The organism is Scandinavium lactucae (genome assembly GCF_033843265.1).
GTDB lineage: Bacteria > Pseudomonadota > Gammaproteobacteria > Enterobacterales > Enterobacteriaceae > Scandinavium > Scandinavium lactucae.
In genome coordinates this window covers 324,437-342,489 of sequence record NZ_JAWXRD010000040.1, presented here as the reverse complement: position 1 = coordinate 342,489, position 18,053 = coordinate 324,437, and the positions used below count along the sequence as shown (strand labels likewise).

Sequence of the window (18,053 nt, the reverse complement as noted above, 5' to 3'; positions counted from 1 at the left end):
CGTTTTGTGCTACTGCTTGTCGGGTATTTATTCTTCCAGGTACGCCACCCGATAACCATCCCCCGCCGGGAGAATGTGCGCAAAACCCTGCGCGCCGAAATGCATTCCGGCAATCAGCAGATTTTCATCCACCACCTGTGCGAGCAGTGCAGTGCGCGTGGCCTCGGCCTGCGCAGGATCGATATCAAAGGCTATCGATGCATCGGGATGCGCGGTCTGAATATGGGGGTAATGCACGATATCGCCCCAGATAAGCAGACTTTGCCCCTGTGAATCAATCCGAAAGCCGGTATGCCCTGGTGTGTGGCCTGGCAGAGAGACCGGACGAATGCCCGGAGCCACTTCGCTGTCGTTCAGCATCTCAACGGCGGGCTGGTAGGCGTTCAGGGTACGACGGACGAGGGCAAAAATACGCTGTACGCGTTCAACGGCTCGCTGCTGTTTGTCGTTATCCAGCCAGTGTTCAACTTCAAGCGGATGAATATACACCTTGGCGCGGGTGAATACTGGCTGCGCCTCGGCGTCAAGCAGGCCGCCGATATGGTCGGGGTGCGCGTGGGTCAGCAGAATGGTATCAATTTCCTCAGGACAGACGCCGACCGCGACCAGATTCTGTTGCAACAGGCCGCCGGCGTTATTCAGCCCACCGGTGCCAGAATCCACCAGAATAGTGCGACCTTTTCCACGGATTAAATAGCCATTGATATGAATGTTTCCGGCGTCTCCGATCCCGGCCTGGCGCTGAATTTCACCGGCATCGACGGAATCGACGCCGACTAACAAATCGAGGCTGGCGGCCATATTTCCGTCGCTCAATGCGGTAACGATATACTCACCAATCTGACGTGATGCAAACTGTGGACGGGTCATTCCAGTCTCCTGCGGTTTTTTTTCATCTTACCTGCCGTCATTGCTGGCGGATATTGAGAATAATTCATTCATCGCGCCAGCGGGATGTGGTGTTTACTTATTGAGCAATAAGACATTATTAGGCCTAATAATTGTAATGTCATTTATTCAAGCGTATTATCTTTCGCCCAAACCGCCACTAGCTCAGCTGGAAGAGCAAATGACATTTGATGTTGTAGTGTACGAGGTTCGAGGCCTCGGTGGCGGTCCAATTACCTATAACTCTGGCTTATGTCGGGGTTTTCAGTATCCTGCTCTTAACCACCGATTTATAGACAACTAAGGAGAGAGCGATGTTAGAAGGGTATTTTGATCTCGATGATGCGACTGGTGCGGATGCCGCCGAAAACCGCAAACGCCTGCTGGCCGTTCAGGCAGCATTAGAAATTTCTAAGGCGTCGGTGTCTGCCTCAACGGCAAATTCAGGCATTCGCAGCCAGATGGATTTGCGCAACGTGGCGCAGGAAGTTGCCACATTAGCCGATGCCATTCAGGATGCACTGGAAGGCGCTGCGGTCTAAACGTCTCGTAAATCTTGTCATTCCCGCTAAGCCGCCTCGTGCGGCTTTTCTTTTTTCAGTGCTCAGCCACGCAAAAAAGCGAAAAGTGTCCATAATCAGGTGACCTCATACCTGCCAGCCTTTGATTCTGCGTCGGGTATCCCATTCATGGAGCGGTGAGAAAATCGACATGCAATTTATTGCTTCAGAACGACTGATCATGCGTCCGGTGCGCGCCGATGATGCAACCTGTCTTTTCCGAATTTATGGCGACCCCGCAACTAACACCTTCAATCCCGCCGGACCGTACCCTGATATCGCTTTTGCTAAAACCCGGCTGGCGCAATGGCTCCAGGGCTGGCAGCAGCATGGTTTCGGTCAAATGGCGATTTATGACAGACTACAGCCGCAGGCGGTGATTGGTTTCGGTGGGATCAGCCTTCGCCCGCTGGCAGATGCGATGACCTGGAATCTCGGCTACCGTTTTGCGACCGAGGCCTGGGGAAAAGGACTGGCAACCGAGTTTTGTCAGCGAATGCTGGATTACGCATTTGATGAACAACAATTGAAGAAAGTCACCGCGATAGTCCGCCCTGAGCATTTGGTGTCACAGCGGGTGCTGCTAAAAGCCGGGCTGGCGCTGCGTGGACAGATAGCCGATATTGCGAATGTCACGCCGAGCCTGTTCTACGTACTGAAGTCGGAAGAGTGGCATCGCCAGCGACAAGACATGGTGCGCCGACATATTTCCAGATAAATCGGGTTTTGACAGGTTTTAACGCGTTATGCGAGGATCGTCCGCTTTCTCATCCTTGGTCATAATCTTACGTTGTCATGAAGAAACCGTTTATTTGCGCGTTCATCGCGCTGGCTTTTTTGAGTGGTTGTACCCATTCACCGGCGCATCGCATCGCCGAGTGCGAAAAGAAAGGGGGTTCCGAGGCGGACTGCAACGCAGCGGAGTGGGCTTACGAGAAAGCGCATCCGTTACCCCAGTACGATCCCACGCAGTATGACAACGCCGCGGCACTACAGGCGGCGTACAATGCAAGTGCGGCGAAGGTTAAAACCACAACTGAATGATTTTAAAAGCAAAAAGCAGCCAACTGGCTGCTTTTCTGTTCTCAGCATCATTATCAAATCCAGCCAAAGCGAATCGACAGCAGGCTAACAAGGGCAACGGCAACAAAGACATTAATCAGGAAAACGGTTTTGCTTGAGACATCCATAGCACCATCCTCTATTTATCGGCCTCTAATGATATAGTCGTCGATCCCCAAGTTCGCAATCAGACAAAGTCTGTTTTTACATTCGGCCCCTCATTCTTACTGCGTATTTGTAGAAATTTGATACACGTCAAAAAAAATGGCATATTGCGCGCGAAATTTTTTGACGCAGATCGAGTTTTTTCCTATGACGCTCTACCAGCACATGCTTATTTTTTACGCCATTATGGCCACCATTAGCGCCTTCATCACGTGGTTTCTCACCAAAGAGAGCAAGCGAATCCGCCTGATTGCCACGGTGTTAATCGGCGCGACCTGGCCGTTCAGTTTCCCGGTGGCACTCTTGCTGTCGATGTTCTGATCCGGACAGGGGCTCGCCATTCTTTTTAAAGTGCTGTATAAAAAAACAGTATCGTTAAAAAGGAGCGCCAAATGCAAAGCTTGTTCTCCACGATTGCCGGGGCTACCGTCCGCTGGCATGACCTACCCGTACCCGATGAGGATGCTACCGCCGTGGCAAACGCCGGGCTCCCACTCCATGTTGTTCCTAACGCGGGGCACTCTATGTCCTGGGAAAACCCCTCTGCGCTGGCCGCCATTTTGGCCCGAATTTTTATAAGGAACGAGGGTTAAGATGGGATCTTTAGACTCACATCCCTGTGAGCCTCAACTCCGTCAAAGCAGGGCGGTCAGTTTGGCGCGGGCTTCCGGGGAGACATCCAGCGGAGGGCGGTAGTCAGGGGCTTCGGTGGCACGGGTAAACAGCGCCACTAACCAGTCATAGACGTAGCGGGTGGCGGCGTGAGCCGGACGCTCACCGAGTTGAGTCAGGCGTTCGGTATTGCTCGTCGTCGGAGCAAACAGTGTGCTGCCTTTCACCACCCGGCTGGCCGGGCGGGCATCGACTGGCAAATCGGCGTAGCCCAGCCAGGCCAGATAGTTACTGATGGTCGCCCGCAGGTGTGCCGCACTGGCACGCTCGTCAGGGGTAACGGTCTGTAGTTGCTTAGGCAGTTCCAGACGATAGCTGGTGATAATCAGTATATCGGCCAACTGTTGCAGAACCGCAGGCGACAACCCATACCGCTGGGCATGAACCTCACTCCGACTCCATTGGCGCAGGTAATTCACCCACAGGGCATGCGCCTGAAAGCCATTGTCCTGATGGGCATGGCCGTTGGGCTGCGAGTCGTCGGCTTGGGCAAACAAGTCGACGTTGTCGCTAAACAAATCACTTACTTTCTCTTCGCGCGGCTGCTGCACCTGGCTGAGCAACTCAAAGCTGGCAAGCGGGGGCAGTAACCCTTCCAGCAGTTCGCCGAGAATGGCGGCGTGGCCCTGCAGTTCGCGCACCACATTTTCTGCCTGAAGCCGTACGCTGGCGGCATCGCTTCCGGCATCCTGCTGCCAGCCAGACATTATCTGGCGAAGCTGCTGATGCTGACGCTCTGCCAGCCTTTGCAAACGCGCTACACGCCGCGCGGGAACCGTGGCCTGCGACAGCCATTCAATCAAACGTTGCAGGCTGCTGCTGTCCAGCGCCTGTAATGTTCCCCAGCGCTGGCCGGGCTTTTCGATCAGTTGCTGCACGGCTTCGTCGAGGTTAAGTTTTCGCACAAAGCGGTCATCCTGCGGAGTGATGGCCCATACCAGACCCGGCAGGTCCCCCTCATGCTGTGGTTGCGTATCGCCCACCCATTTCGACAGCGCGCGGGCGCTGGCAGGGATGTGTGCGCGTGATGCTGCCGCATTGCAGATTAGCAGCAGGTCAGGCTGATACTGCTGTCGATAGTAGTCCAGCAGCCAGCGACATTTACTGGCCCACAATGCCTCGTTATCTTCGTGCGCAGTGTGCGGAATATCGATCAGATCGACATTATCCAGTACGCCATTTTCGGTCGGTAACACTAATTCGATGGTCAACAGGGCGAGTGCATTGAGCGGAAGACTGACTGCACTGTGTATTGTCCCGTCACGCAGCGGATGCACCACCGTTTCACCTTCAGGCTCGCTTTCCGGCGTCAGGAAACCTTCGGCAGGCAAGGTAAAGCTGTCAACCAGCAGACTCAGCGGGGCTGCCAGTTCGCGGGCATTGCCACATTGCTGGAGCACATGGGCCAGCGTCAGCCACTGACGCGTCAACTCCTGTTGTTCACCCCACAGCAACGCCCAGGCGCTGGCACGTGCGCTGAGATCGAGGCACGGTAACAGCTGAATAAACTGCTGCCACAGAGTGTCGTCGATGTGTTGTTGATGCGCCGGGGTACGTTCCTGCCAGAAGCGGGCTATCGCCGCCACCTCCTCTTGATTAATTCCCGGCACGGGTTGCGTCTGACGCAGCGATTGCCAGGCGTTCAGCCGGGTCGCCACCACCGATTTTGCTACCGGGCGCACGTTGCCCTGCTGTACGGCGTGGGCGAGAAACACCTGCACCAGGTCTGCTTCGCGCATGATACGCAAGCGCAATGGGAAAGCGTCATCGGCTGCTTGCTCGCAATGACTGAAGCGCAGGGCCATTCGCGTCAGGGCGTGACCTGGATTGAGATGGGTGAAGTAGTCAAGGGTTTTGCTCCCGGCCTGCACCAGCAGACGGCCATTACCGCTACTGCATAGCGCGCCGAGCAGATGGGCTTTTGCCGCCTGCGAATGGCCAAATAGCGCGATGCTGGCAGGTGCGGAATGCGCCTCATGCAGCGCGGTTTCCTGCGCTTTCAGCTGATATAAACGCGTTAGCAACGCGTCGGCATCGGTATCAAAAATGGGCGAGATCCGGCGGGTGGCGCGGCTCCAGTCGATGATGGTTTGCAGTTGGCTCATTTCAGGTAAACGCTCCCGCTGTCTATCCAGTAGTGGCTGCCGCTGTGACGGCGGTCGGCCAGAGTGTTCAGTTTCAGCGTCAGGGCGTCCGGTGGCACCGGGGTGCCGTCCTGCAGCCAGGCATCTGCCAGGGTAAAAGCTTCCGGGCCCTGACTGCGATTGCCGCCGGATAGCTGTAATCGCACCTGCAAAACGCCGTCTCCGGCGATGGCTTTGGCCACCTCCGGGGAGTTGATGCTCAGCGTATACAGCGGTGTGGCGGGCCAGCGGGCGTTCGCGAGCTGACGGAAGCCGAGCGTGACGTTGCCGCGTAGCGGGAAGTGCAGCCGGGCATCGACTTTCGCGCCGGGCTTGTCGAGATCGAGTTCTGCATACCAGATGTTCTCTTCCCGCAGGGTATTGACGGTATTGTCCAGCACGCCGAGGTAACGCACGGTGGAGTAAGCCCCGATATCGGCGGCCTTAAAGTTGAAGCGTGGCAAACGCAGATCCAGCGCCAGACTGCACAGCATCGCGCCAACGGCCGCAGTGGATTTCGGATTGCCAATCCGACCTTGCTGGCTGAACGGATACCATTCATGAACGTGATAGCTGTCCATCCACACCATTCGGTTGACCGGCACCGGTTGCAGGTAGCGAATCAGCGCCTGTACGCCGGGCAGGCAGCCTGGACGGCCAGTGACCAGCAATACGTCGCAGGCATAGTGTGAAATAGCTTCGCAGACCGCGTGCAGGGGCGCGGCGATGGTGAACTCCCCGGCGAGCATGGCTTCGTGTAGGCTGCGGAAGCTGACCTGTAGCGGTGTCGCCAGCACGTCGAAGGGTTCAGACCCCGGCGGTAAGGCGTGACCAATAGCCTGCCCAACGTAGTTCATCACGTTGCGGGTCGGCACCTGGGGCAACAGCTCGCCAAAGGTGGCATGCAGGCCAGCCAGCGGATCGTTGATGTCGCTCTGTTCCCATGCGCCGAGGATGGCATGCCCGATAGGCATGAACAATTGCAGCGTAGTTTGCTGGCGCAGCACCGCCTGGGTGTCGATGCGCCCGGAATCACCGAACAGCGTTGCCATCAATGCAGGGGCATCGGCAATGCCGGATTTTTGCAGCTGGTTTTGCAGTGCGGGCAGGACGCAGCGCTGAATAATGTCGAGCAAAATATCATCGCCCGCGACCTTAAAACCTTCGCGGAACAGCAGCTGCGGGCTGATTTTGACGTTGCTACCGGTGCCTTCATCCAGACGATAATGGGTGATCGCCATGTCGGTGGTGCCACCGCCAAGATCGACCGCCGCGACACGCAGCGCACGACCCGGACGGGTGCCGGGTTCCGCCTGACGGTCAGGCCGGGCAAGGGCGGCAAAAAACGCTTCGGTTTGCCCGCCAAAATGCGACATTGCTTCGTTATACAGCCACACCAGCTGTCCACAGCTGGCTTCGTCCCATTCCATATGGATTTTAGGCACTGGAACGACGCTCTTATCCTGCTGTTTTTGGGTGGCGAAATCGTCGTCCTGCGGGTGCCAACCGAGCGCTTTCCACACCAGCGCGATCGCTTCAAACATCCGGCGGCGGAATATCTCCCGCTCCTGCTTGGGCATCGCCGATGGCAGGGTCAAAATCAGGGTCCGCAACTGGCGCGGTGAGGACGGAAAACCGAGACGCTGACGGGTCGCCACGCTGTTAATTTGCCCCAGTGCCTGAGCAAGAATTTCGCACAGCATATGCGTCATCAGGGTGCTGCGGCTGTACTGCGGCGAAAACACCGGCATCCGCTCATCCTGCGGCAGGGTAAACAGCGGCTGTCCGTCATCGTTCATCAGATACGCGAGCGGGAAGGCGGCGGCGACCGGTTCGCGCTGGGTTCGGCTGTTCATCTGGCTGAAACGCCAGTCCTGCACGGTTGGCGTTTCATCCCACAGGTAGCGACGTGGGCTGGAGATACCGCTGTTGCCTTCTGTACCCAACCGTTGCATCGCCAGTTTGCGGGCCTCATCGCCCACGCGAACGATCGACGGCCAGATGAAGGCATCCTCCCGTCCGCTTTCAACGGAGAAGTGTTGCTTGCCAAAACGCGCCTCGGAGAACTCAAGACGGCTGGTAAACAGGGGGGCATTGAGGAACTGCGGTTCGCTCAGCGATCGCACCTGTAATTCAGCCGTCTGGCGCAGGCCGTCGTTGGCATCGCCATGATCTTCAATGATTACGCCGCAGGTGTGGCTGTTACCGACATCGAGGATTAAGTCGACCGGTATTGCCGGAGTGCTGACGGTAGCGGTGACGATTTTCACTTCCGGCACCTTGAGCTGTTCGCCGAGCAGCGCCAGCAGGTTCAGCCAGTGGCCCTGATACTCAAAGCCGCGCATCGCCTGGGCTATTTCCCGCTCGCTTCGGTTTTCCTCAACGCAGGCGTAGTGGCTGAAGACTTCCCGCAGCCAGCCGTCAATCCAGGTTTGATCGAGAAAATCGGCGACTTCTTCATCGCGCCAGGCCAGCGCAAACCGGGTGCCGTTCAGCAGGTCATTGTCAACCGGGGCCAACCCCATCGGCGCGTCATCGCGGATCTGACTGTCGAGCGCGATAGTCACGCGATGGGTGTTTCCGGCGCTGTCCGGTTCCGGCAGTTTACGAATTTGTACGCGCGCCCAGTTATCCGGCCCTTCAACGAAGGTGCGCGGGGGGTTAAAACGCAGGAACGGCAACGGGAGCCAGACACCGTCGAGCACCGCCAGCGATTGCTCCAGCGGCAGCGTGCTTTCCGGCTTGACCACTTCCGCCTGCTGACCGTCGATGGGCGGCAGGGTGTAGCGGCAATTGACGATGTCATAATTCAGTCGCAGCAGCGGGCCATTCGCGGTTTTACGCACGAAGCGGCCATTGCTCAAGGAATCCTGTGGCGTCAGGCCAAAGTCGAGGAACTGCACGCCGCTGTTGGCAATCAGCGTGACGCTCTGTTGGTAATCGCAAAGGGTAACCAGCATTATCACGCTCCCACTTTACGGAAGGTTATCGGCACAACGGTATTCGCGTCGTAACGGCCTGTGCATTCGGCAACATCGCTGGTGCCTGCTTTGCAGGAGATTTCTGGCATCGGATAGCGCGATCCGTCGCTGCAACGCGCATTGCCGCGGCTTTTTATCATCAACTCGCCGTTCTGATGCAGCCCTGAGAATATTTCGCTTTTGCAGACCACGCTGTCGCCATGCACCAGGCGGACGGTGCCTTTGTTATTTTGAATTTGATAGCGCAGCGACGGGGCTTTGCCGGTGACCGGATCTTTCACGTCGACAAGCACGCGCCAATTGCCATTAAGGAACCTGGTGGTGCCCGCCCGCATTTGATCGGCTTCCATGACCAGCGCGTCTTTCGGGATCGCAGCAATCACCACTGGCTTCGCGTCTTCTTTTATCGTCGGAGCCGCTGAGGCCGTGACGATCGCCTGATGCAGCGGCAGAGTTGGGTTCAGGGCTGGCAGCGGCGGGGTAGAGCGCTCAGGCACGAGTTTTTCGGGTTCCACATGCGCCACGACCGGTTCAGCGGAAGTAGTCTGACGCGGCCAGAGCAGCGGCCCGGCGACGGCGGCTACAATCACGGCGGCCACCGGCAGGCTCCACAGCGGAATACGCCGGGCTTTTTTCTCAGCCACGGGTGCGGATGGAATGTCGATTTCAGCAGGTGCCGTCGGTTCCGGGATGAGGTCAGGTTCGGCCACCGGTTGCTGAATGATACTTAATGATACAGGCGCAGCCAGCAGCGGTTCGTCGGCATCGCTGAAGGTGACTTTTACGCTGTCCGCTTCAGGAATGTCGTCATCGAGTTCTCTCTGCGGTTCTGGAACCGGGGCGAGATGCAGGCAGCCTAACAGCTCTTCGCGGGCGCTTTCGTTCAGATTGACGAAGCCCCAGAAGGTGAGCACCGGCTTGCCGCCGACGAGGAAAACGTGGTTTTCGCCAGGAAACTGCAATGCTTTTTCCAGCAACGCGCCGAACAGTTGCTGGGCGGTTTTGTCGGATTGCTGACATTTGCGGGCCAGGCTCAACGCGTCGTCGGCCATGGTTTTCAGTTGGCGCAGCGCGTGTTCGCGCAGGTTGTCGTCTGCCGCTTTCCACGCCAGCACGTCGCCTTCCACCGGGGAGTACCAGTCCACGCGATCGCCTTCATCGTTGACCTGCGGAACCGCCAGACAGTCAACCAGCAACTGCTGTTTGCGCAGGCGCAGCGTCTCACGTATCTGTAATGCTGATGCAAATACGGCCTGGCCGCCGCCGCCCAAGGACTGGAAATCGTCCAGACTGCCGCTGCGTAGTAAAGTTTTTGCCACGTTCTTATCCCATCGACTTTTTCACGCCGCTACTCTACCGCAGGCGGGTAAGGGATAAACGGGCGAGGAAAAGGCAAAAACAGCAAATACTCTGGCTATTGAATTTGCGCTAAAGGCTTGCTTTCCGCTAAGGGACTTAAGCGAAATTACTGGTGAATAAATCGTCTGAATTTACGCTTTAAGCATAACCTGATGCGCTTTGGTTATTTGCCAGGATACACCTCCTGTGCTGTGATTAAGCCTCATATAATAAAAGCGAAAGGCTTATAACATGACCTTAAAAGGCAAAACGCTGCTGGCGCTGGCCCTCAGCGCATTATTCCCGGCAGGGACCGCTATCGCGGCGAATAACGACACACTGATTTATTGCTCTGAAGCGTCACCGGAGTCATTTAATCCACAGATTGCCAGCTCCGGACCGACGTTTGTGGCAAGCTCGCAAACTCTGTATAACCGCCTGATCAACTTCGATCCACAGAAAAATACGCCGGTTCCATCACTGGCTACGGCCTGGACTATCTCCCCGGACGGTAAAACCTATACCTTTACGCTGCGTCAGGGCGTGAAGTTCAACAGCAACAAATATTTTAAACCGACCCGCGATTTCAACGCCGATGACGTTATTTTCTCGGTGTTGCGTCAGAAAGATGAAAATCATCCCTATCACAAAGTGTCGCAGGGTAATTACGAATATTTCACCGACGTCGGCCTCGATAAGCTGATTAAAGACGTGAAGAAGATTGATGATTACCACGTCCAATTTGAGCTGACCGAACCGAACGCCGCGTTCCTTGCTGATTGGGGAATGGATTTCGCCTCAATCCTGTCGGCGGAATATGCGGATGCAATGATGAAAAAGGGCACGCCGGAGTACGTTGATACCTGGCCAATCGGCACCGGACCGTACGTGTTACAGCAGTATAAAACCGATTCGCAAATTCGTTATCTCGCCAATCCGAATTATTGGGACGGTGAAGTGCCAACTAAACATCTGATCTTCGCCATCACGCCGAATGTTGAAACCCGTCTGGCGAAGCTGCAAACCAATGAATGTCAGATTATCCCTGCGCCATCGCCGGTACAGTTTGATGTCATTCAGAAAAATAAAGATCTGAAACTGAATGCGGTTGAGGCGCTTAACGTCGGCTATCTGGCGTTTAACACCGAGAAAAAACCGTTCGATAACGTGCTGGTACGTCAGGCGCTGAACTACGCCACCGATAAAAAAGCCATCGTCAATGCGGTGTTTATGGGCTCTGGCACGGTTGCTAAATCTCCGCTGCCGCCGAAAATGCTCGGGTACGACGCTAACCTGCCGGACTACGATTACAACCCTGAAAAAGCCAAAGCGCTGCTGAAGCAGGCCGGGCTGGAGAAGGGCGCGGAAGTGACGCTGTGGTCGATGCCGGTGCAGCGTCCGTATAATCCGAACTCCCGTCGTATTGCCGAGATGATCCAGAGCGACTGGGCGAAAGTCGGGATTAAGGCCAGGATCACCACCTACGAGTGGGGCGAATACCTTTCCGGAATGCGCAAAGGGGAGCACGATTCGGCGCTGTTTGGCTGGATGTCTGACAACGGCGATCCGGATAACTTCGCCGATACGCTGCTGGGCTGTGACAGCATAAAAACCGGCTCAAATGCCGCACGCTGGTGCGATAAGGGGTATGATGGCCTGGTTAAAAAAGCCAAACTGACCAGCGATCCGGCCGCGCGTGCGAAGTTGTATCAACAGGCACAGGACATTTTCTATAAGCAGGCACCGTGGATTGCGCTTGCTAATGGGAAAACCTTCTACGCCACCCGCAGCAACGTGTCCGGATACAGTGTCAGCCTGATGGGCAGTGATTTTTCAAAAGCGAAGCTGAATTAAGGAGACGGTATGTCACATTTGGATGAGGTCAGTACCCGGGTGGATGCAGCAATTAACGATGGTTCTATCATCGGGATGAATGAATTGCTGGTGACACTGAGCGATGACGCAGAGCTGAGCCGGGAAGATAGGTTTACCCAGCAGCAGCGCCTGCGTACCGCCATCGCGCATAAAGGGCGTCATCACAAGGAAGAAGAGGAAGAACGCCACGAGAATCTCACCAAAGGTGGCTCGATTATTTAGTTCTGCTCGCTTTTCTGCCCGATGGCGCTGACGCTTATCAGGTCTACAAAATCAAGTTATTGAACGGGACGTAGGCCTTGCACGTGTAGCGCCGCCGGGCGCTTTGATAGAGAAAATGATTCAGAACGAACGCCTGGCGACCAGCCATGCGCCGACCACCAGCATCACTGCACCACAAACCGGGCCGACCAGTGCCCGCCACGGAATGCCCTGTTGGCGCAGGATATCCATCGCCAGGCCGCCAATCAGCTGGCTGGCGACCAGCACCGCAATGGTGGTTGCCGCGCCGACATACTGATAACCACTGATGCTGGCGAAAACAAAAAACGAGCCCAATAATCCAGGAATTAAAGTCCACCATTTGACGGTAGAAGCCAGTTCCTGAAAACCGCTCAGTCCATGTTTAATCAGCAAAATCGATACGAACAGCACAATGCCGACCAGCGAATTGAGCAGCATGGCGATAAGGATCGTCGATGCCGACTGGGTGATGCGCACCATCAGCGTGTTCTGGATAACCAGCCCGATTCCGGCGGCAATCAGAAAGGTGAGGGTTAACGACTGGTTCATCCGCGTCCGTCCGGGTCCCGGCGATCGTCGAGCTGGAGTTGCATAAAGGTCAGATCCAGCCAGCGACCAAACTTGGTGCCTACCTGCGGCATTTGCGCGGTAGTGATGAATCCGAGCGCGGCGTGCAGCTTCAGAGAGGCCTGGTTTTGCGACTCGATGCCGGCAATCATCACGTGTTTACCCATCTGTTGCGCTTCGAGGATCAACTGGGTCAGCAGCGCCCGGCCCAGACCTTTGCCCTGATGGTCGGGGTGAACGTACACTGAATGCTCAACGGTATGGCGGAATCCGTCGAAGGCACGCCAGTCGCCGAAAGAGGCGTAGCCGGTCACTGTGCCATTTTCTTCGCTCACCAGCACCGGATATCCGGCTATCTGGCGCGCTTCATACCAGGCAATGCGGTTGTCGGTATCAACGGTTTGGTCGTTCCAGATAGCCGCGGTATGCAGTACCGCATGATTATAGATTTCGGCAATCGCCGCGCAGTCATCAATGCTGGCGTAACGGATGTTCATGGCAAGCCTCGGGTGTTCACTATAGTAGTACGATATAGATACTATAGTTCTGTCAGGTTTGACAAGAGGCCCGTCAGAGAGTGGGTAGAAAACACAACGTAATGCACTATAGTATTACGCCATGAAGACTATCGAAGACAATCTTAACCAGCGCATCAGCGCGCGGATCCGCATCGAGCGTGAGTCCCGGGGCTGGTCACTCAGCGAACTGGCGGAGCGCGCGGGCGCATCGCGGGCGATGATCCACAAGATCGAACGCGGCGACAGTAGCCCGACGGCGACGATGCTGGGTCGCTTATCCGGCGCATTCGGCATTAGCATGTCTACGCTGATCGCCCGGGCCGAAATGCAGGAAGGAAAACTGCTGCGCTTTGCCAATCAACCCGTCTGGCACGATCCACAAAGCCATTATTTGCGCCGTCACGTGTCGCCGCGTAGCGATTTGCCGATTGACCTGGTGCAGGTCGAGCTGCCTGCCGGGAGCGATATTCCGATGCCTGCGTCGTCTTATGCCCTGGCGCGTCAGCTTATCTGGCTGCAAAAGGGCGAACTGCTGTTTATCGAAGGCGACACCCGGCACGCGATGCAGGCCGGGGATTGCCTGGAGCTCGGGCCGCCGAACGACTGTCGTTTTATCAATGAAACCCCTGAAACCTGCGTTTATCTCGTGGTGCGCCTGAACCATTCTGGCTCTTAATGGTAATGCACACCTGGCGAGGAACGACTAGTCTCAGGAGATGTTTTCACACAAGGAGCAGACCATGAGTCAACACACGTTACGTCATCGTCGCTGGGTTCTGGCATCACGTCCCCACGGCGAGCCAGTGAAGGACAATTTCCGCCTTGAAGAGGGCGACATTCCCACCCCGGGCAGCGGGCAACTGCTGCTGCGCACCGTTTATCTTTCGCTTGACCCGTACATGCGTGGCCGCATGAGCGATGCCCCGTCCTATTCGCCGCCAGTGGAAATAGGCGCGACGATGGTGGGCGGCACGGTGAGCCGCGTCGAGCAGTCCAATCTCGACGGTTTTAAACCGGGTGATTGGGTGCTGAGCTACGGCGGCTGGCAGAACTATGAGATTTCAGACGGGCAAGGGCTGGTGAAGCTGGGGGATAATCCGGAACATCCTTCCTGGGCGCTGGGTATTCTCGGAATGCCGGGTTTTACCGCCTATATGGGGCTGCTGGATATCGGTCAGCCGAAAGCCGGTGAAACCTTGGTAGTGGCTGCGGCAACCGGGCCGGTCGGCGCGACCGTTGGGCAGATCGGCAAGATTAAAGGCTGCCGAGTTGTGGGCATCGCGGGCGGTAGTGAAAAATGCCGTTACGCCGTCGACACGCTGGGCTTTGATGAATGTCTCGATCATCGCGCGGATGATTTCGCCGAACAGCTGGCGCAAGCCTGTCCACAGGGCATTGACGTGTACTACGAAAACGTCGGCGGGAAGGTGTTTGATGCGGTATTGCCGTTGCTGAACACCGCGGCGCGCGTGCCGGTCTGCGGCCTGGTAAGTGGGTACAACGCGACTGACCTGCCTGCCGGTCCGGACCGTCTACCGCTGCTGATGGGCACGATACTGAAAAAGCGTATCCGCATGCAGGGCTTTATCATCGGTCAGGATTACGGTCATCGCATTGGTGAGTTCCAGCAGGCGATGGGGCAATGGATCAGCGAAGGATTGATAAAATATCGTGAACAGATTACCGATGGGCTGGAACAAGCGCCAGAGGCCTTCTTTGGTCTGTTAAAGGGTAAAAATTTCGGTAAAGTCGTTATTCGCGTCGGCTCCGACGAGTAAAAAATGACGAGCGGCGCTCCGAGCGCCGCAACTTTTCGTGCAAAAATCCCATTAGCGTCTTTAATTAATCCTGCAATAGTTAATTTGTATGATGTGCACGGCCTTAATAACAACCTAATAATTAAAAAATTAATATTTGTAGCAGATTGCTCCATGTTATTTCCAACACCACCACGATACAGGCGAATTTTTGCCATCGTGCAGAGTTGTTTTCTCTTAGGCCGTGACGAGAACAATGCTTATGGAAACAGGAAATAACCATGCTTGATTTTGAAAAAGCACAGCGAATGAGTCTGACCATGCAGGTTGAAGTGAATTTAAAGAGCGCGCTGATTATTGGCGCACTCAAACCCGGAGCTCGGCTGGTCACGCGGGATCTTGCCGAGCAATTAGGGACCAGCATCACCCCGGTGCGGGAAGCGCTGTTGCGCCTTGTTTCTGCCGGTGCTCTTCAGGCCACGCCTGCGCAGGCGTTTTTGGTTCCAGAAGTAACACTCCAGCGATACAACGAAATCAATCAGATCCGCAAGAAACTGGAGAGTATGGCGGCGTCTGCGGCGGCGGCATTGATGACCGAGGAAAAACTGCACGATTTACGTCACTACGTGGAGGCATTTCACGAGGCCAAAGCGCAGGGCGATATGGAGCGGGCGTTGCAGGCCAACTGCCGTTTCCGCTTCCGTCTGTACGACTATGCCGACATGCCGACGCTGACCGCACTCATCGAGCAACTGTGGGTGCGGATTGGTCCGTGCTTTAATTATTTGCATCCGATGTCGTGCGAGGTGTTTAAACAGCATCGTTATTATGACGATTTGCTGAGTGCGCTGGAGAAAAAAGATGAAGCGCAGAGTGGGGCGGCGATGTGTCGGGCCATCGATCAGGGGGCGGCTATTTTACAGCGGCAGTATATTAATTAATTTACGTTATTAACGAATTACGAACTTAATATAGCGTGCCGGAATTTCCGGCACGCAAAAAAGACTACTGGAACTGGTACGCCACCGATAAACCGACGCCGTAATTACGCCCTGGGGCCGGTTCGTAATAACGTCCGTTAGATTCGTTCACAATCACCGATCCTGCATATTCACGGTCGAACAGGTTATCGACGCGGCCATACAGGTCCATTTTCCAGTTGTCGCCGAGGCCAAACTTGTAGCCGGTGTTCAGCCCGACCACGGTCCAGGACGGTGCTTTGGCGGTGTTTTCGTCGTTAGCCATGATATCGCTCATATAACGAATATCGCTTCCTGCATACCAGCCCATTTCAGGTTCATAACCAAACGAGGCGTAACCCATATTGCGTGCGATACCCGGAATACGATTGCCGTTACAGTTACTGTCGTCACACACATTGCTGCGGTAGGTCGCGTCGAGCCACGTCCACGCCGCTTTCAATTTCCAGCTTTCACCAAACTGCTGATCGAGCGACAACTCCGCGCCCTGACGGCGGGTTTTACCGGCATTCTTGTAGGTGGTACGCCCGCCACTGCTGGTGTCGGTCACGATTTCATTATCGGTATCGGTCTGGAACAGGGCGGCGGTGAGCAGCCCGTTGCCGATTCGCGCTTTGCTGCCAATTTCGACCGTTTCATTGGTCGAGGGCTCAAGGCCAAAGTTCAGGCCGCTCTGATTATCTGGACGGTAGGACAATTCGTTGATGGTCGGCGTCTCAAATCCGCGTCCCGCTGAAACATAGACGTTCCACGCGTCGGTCACAGCGTATTTCAGGGAGCCCGCCGGGAGCCATTTGTGATAGCTGGCGTCGCCGCTATCGTCGCCGTTGCCCGGAGTGACATAGGAATCATTGGAGTCGAACCACACCGAGCTGTAGCGCACGCCTGCATCCAGCGTCAGCTTATCGGTCAGCTGCCACTGGGTTTGCAGGTACGGGTCGAGGTTCCACATCAGGTTGCGTTCGTTGCGACGCATCGCACCCTGTTGCCCGTACTCCGGCACGCTGTTATTCAGCACATAGTTTTCGTAACCTTTGCGCTTCTCGCTCATGTTCTCGTAATCGAGACCGGTGGTGAAGGTGACCGGAACCAATAGCTCACCACGGTGCGTCCAGCGGGTGTCGATCCCCTGATAATGACGATCAAGGTCGATAACGCCGCCGGAGTGGGAAGGCTTGAGCTGCGGTGCCATCGGGATCGACTGATACTGGGTGGTCTGGCGTTCACCAGCGTACATCATCACGCTCAAATCGTCGTGGGCGCTGAGCTCACGCTCGTAGTGCAGGCCCGCCTGGGTCTGCTTGGTTTCTTTGCGGGTGTTGTACTGGTCGCCGCGCGGTGACTGGCGCGGATCGGCTCGCCATTCGCTATAGCTCAGGCCGCCCGGATCGTTGGCTTTGATATCCACGCTGTTGAACAGCAGCGTCAGTTTGCTGACGTCATTGATGCGTACGCCGAGTTTGGCGTTGGCCAGATTCTTGCGCGCGCCGCTGTGATCGCGGTAACCGTGGGTATTGAACCGGGAGGTGGACACGGTGTAATCCACATCGCCTGCCTGCGTTCCATCCCCCACCGCGCCGCTGGCCTTCAGCCCGTAGCGCCAGCTGCCGAAGCTGCCGTAATAGCTGTTGGCTTCAAGGGTCGTTGGCTGCTGGCCGGTTTGGGTGGTGACGTTGACCACCCCGCCGGAGGAGTTGCCGTACAGCGCCGAGAACGGGCCGCGCAGCACTTCCACGTTGTCGATACTACCAATGTCGATATTCGAAGTTTGACCCTGTCCATCGGGCATGGTCGACGGGATCCCATCCACATAAATACGAATGCCGCGCACGCCGAAGGTCGAACGTGAACCAAAACCCCGCACCGACAGCTGTAAATCCTGGGCATAGTTTTGACGGTTCTGTACCTGAAGGCCGGGCACTGCCCCCAGCGATTCCGACAGATTCACCTGTGGGGCGGCGTGACGCATATCTTCGCCATTAACGACGCTAACGGCGGCTGGCGTATCCAGTTCAGAAACGGCTTGTGGGCTGGCGGAGACCACCATCGTCTGTTCGTCGGCAGCCTGGGCGTCAGACAGTGAAAGAAGCGGCAAGAGCAATGCCGGAAGCGCGGCCCTGCGGACAGTAATGATTTTCATGTAATTCTCGTGATAATGAACCAAATGGAACAACTGTGAATATGTTACTTCTTTTGTAAATTATTTGAAAAGTTTAACGGCACGTTACGTTAAACACAGGTTTAACAATGGCACATTTATAGCGAAGCGGCGGAATAAACGCTCCCCTTTTGAGTTATTAATGATTACTATTCTCAACAACTAA

17 protein-coding genes and 1 tRNA gene are annotated in these 18,053 nt (G+C 55.9%); 10 read left to right on the top strand and 8 right to left on the bottom strand.

Going from position 1 to position 18,053, the window contains the following annotated elements; all coding sequences use genetic code 11:
• Window positions 1-27: 27 nt before the first annotated feature.
• A complete protein-coding gene (locus SIK69_RS19275; RefSeq protein WP_319630245.1) occupies window positions 28-870 on the bottom strand; it encodes an MBL fold metallo-hydrolase in 843 nt (280 codons plus the stop codon).
• 172 nt (window positions 871-1,042) lie between these two features.
• Here SIK69_RS19275 and SIK69_RS19270 point away from each other — a divergent pair.
• The 4 genes from SIK69_RS19270 to SIK69_RS19255 all read left to right on the top strand — a co-directional run bounded on the left by SIK69_RS19270 (window position 1,043) and on the right by SIK69_RS19255 (window position 2,492).
• A tRNA-Gln gene (locus tag SIK69_RS19270) sits at window positions 1,043-1,120 on the top strand.
• 82 nt (window positions 1,121-1,202) lie between these two features.
• Window positions 1,203-1,430, top strand: coding sequence for a hypothetical protein (locus SIK69_RS19265; protein WP_319630246.1), 228 nt, complete (start codon window positions 1,203-1,205; stop codon window positions 1,428-1,430).
• A 169-nt stretch (window positions 1,431-1,599) separates the two neighbouring features.
• Window positions 1,600-2,166 (top strand): GNAT family N-acetyltransferase, encoded by a 567-nt coding sequence (locus SIK69_RS19260; protein WP_319786823.1) that lies wholly within the window; start codon window positions 1,600-1,602, stop codon window positions 2,164-2,166.
• A gap of 77 nt (window positions 2,167-2,243) precedes the next feature.
• Window positions 2,244-2,492: a hypothetical protein gene (locus SIK69_RS19255; protein WP_319630248.1), complete on the top strand. Its 249-nt coding sequence runs from the start codon at window positions 2,244-2,246 to the stop codon at window positions 2,490-2,492.
• A gap of 53 nt (window positions 2,493-2,545) precedes the next feature.
• On the opposite strand, the gene yncL is transcribed toward SIK69_RS19255, so the two are convergent.
• The gene (yncL, locus tag SIK69_RS19250; RefSeq protein ID WP_319630249.1) at window positions 2,546-2,638 is read right to left on the bottom strand and encodes a stress response membrane protein YncL; all 93 of its coding nucleotides are present in this window, start codon (window positions 2,636-2,638) and stop codon (window positions 2,546-2,548) included.
• A gap of 184 nt (window positions 2,639-2,822) precedes the next feature.
• Between yncL and SIK69_RS19245 the strand changes: the two genes are divergently transcribed.
• A complete protein-coding gene (locus tag SIK69_RS19245) occupies window positions 2,823-2,996 on the top strand; it encodes a GhoT/OrtT family toxin (protein ID WP_319630250.1) in 174 nt (57 codons plus the stop codon).
• A 314-nt stretch (window positions 2,997-3,310) separates the two neighbouring features.
• Here SIK69_RS19245 and SIK69_RS19240 read toward each other — a convergent pair whose 3' ends face one another.
• From SIK69_RS19240 to SIK69_RS19230, 3 genes are read right to left on the bottom strand one after another with little or no spacing between them, the layout of a single operon-like run.
• The gene (locus SIK69_RS19240) at window positions 3,311-5,452 is read right to left on the bottom strand and encodes a virulence factor SrfC family protein (RefSeq protein ID WP_319786822.1); all 2,142 of its coding nucleotides are present in this window, start codon (window positions 5,450-5,452) and stop codon (window positions 3,311-3,313) included.
• The gene (locus tag SIK69_RS19235; RefSeq protein ID WP_319786821.1) at window positions 5,449-8,430 is read right to left on the bottom strand and encodes a virulence factor SrfB; all 2,982 of its coding nucleotides are present in this window, start codon (window positions 8,428-8,430) and stop codon (window positions 5,449-5,451) included. Before SIK69_RS19235 ends, SIK69_RS19240 begins: the two co-directional genes overlap by 4 nt.
• 2 nt (window positions 8,431-8,432) lie before the next feature.
• Complete coding sequence (locus SIK69_RS19230; protein WP_319630254.1) at window positions 8,433-9,770, bottom strand: SrfA family protein; 1,338 nt, start codon at window positions 9,768-9,770, stop codon at window positions 8,433-8,435.
• 271 nt (window positions 9,771-10,041) lie between these two features.
• Here SIK69_RS19230 and SIK69_RS19225 point away from each other — a divergent pair, with 271 nt between their 5' ends.
• Window positions 10,042-11,643: an ABC transporter substrate-binding protein gene (locus SIK69_RS19225; RefSeq protein ID WP_319630255.1), complete on the top strand. Its 1,602-nt coding sequence runs from the start codon at window positions 10,042-10,044 to the stop codon at window positions 11,641-11,643.
• A 9-nt stretch (window positions 11,644-11,652) separates the two neighbouring features.
• A complete protein-coding gene (locus tag SIK69_RS19220; protein WP_319630256.1) occupies window positions 11,653-11,886 on the top strand; it encodes a DUF2526 family protein in 234 nt (77 codons plus the stop codon).
• A gap of 120 nt (window positions 11,887-12,006) precedes the next feature.
• On the opposite strand, the gene SIK69_RS19215 is transcribed toward SIK69_RS19220, so the two are convergent.
• Both SIK69_RS19215 and SIK69_RS19210 read right to left on the bottom strand, forming a co-directional pair.
• Entirely contained in the window at window positions 12,007-12,456 is a 450-nt protein-coding gene (locus tag SIK69_RS19215; protein ID WP_319630257.1) for a DMT family transporter, read from the bottom strand.
• Window positions 12,453-12,971 (bottom strand): GNAT family N-acetyltransferase, encoded by a 519-nt coding sequence (locus tag SIK69_RS19210; protein ID WP_319786820.1) that lies wholly within the window; start codon window positions 12,969-12,971, stop codon window positions 12,453-12,455. Before SIK69_RS19210 ends, SIK69_RS19215 begins: the two co-directional genes overlap by 4 nt.
• 121 nt (window positions 12,972-13,092) lie before the next feature.
• Between SIK69_RS19210 and SIK69_RS19205 the strand changes: the two genes are divergently transcribed.
• From SIK69_RS19205 to SIK69_RS19195, 3 genes are all read left to right on the top strand, one after another.
• On the top strand, window positions 13,093-13,668 hold the full coding sequence (locus SIK69_RS19205) for a helix-turn-helix domain-containing protein (protein WP_319786819.1): 576 nt from the start codon (window positions 13,093-13,095) through the stop codon (window positions 13,666-13,668).
• Between the two features lie 64 nt (window positions 13,669-13,732).
• Complete coding sequence (curA, locus tag SIK69_RS19200) at window positions 13,733-14,770, top strand: NADPH-dependent curcumin/dihydrocurcumin reductase (RefSeq protein WP_319630260.1); 1,038 nt, start codon at window positions 13,733-13,735, stop codon at window positions 14,768-14,770.
• A gap of 260 nt (window positions 14,771-15,030) precedes the next feature.
• Window positions 15,031-15,690: a GntR family transcriptional regulator gene (locus SIK69_RS19195; protein ID WP_319630261.1), complete on the top strand. Its 660-nt coding sequence runs from the start codon at window positions 15,031-15,033 to the stop codon at window positions 15,688-15,690.
• A 64-nt stretch (window positions 15,691-15,754) separates the two neighbouring features.
• Here SIK69_RS19195 and pqqU read toward each other — a convergent pair whose 3' ends face one another.
• Window positions 15,755-17,869: a TonB-dependent receptor PqqU gene (gene pqqU, locus SIK69_RS19190; protein WP_319630262.1), complete on the bottom strand. Its 2,115-nt coding sequence runs from the start codon at window positions 17,867-17,869 to the stop codon at window positions 15,755-15,757.
• Between the last annotated feature and the right edge of the window lie 184 nt (window positions 17,870-18,053).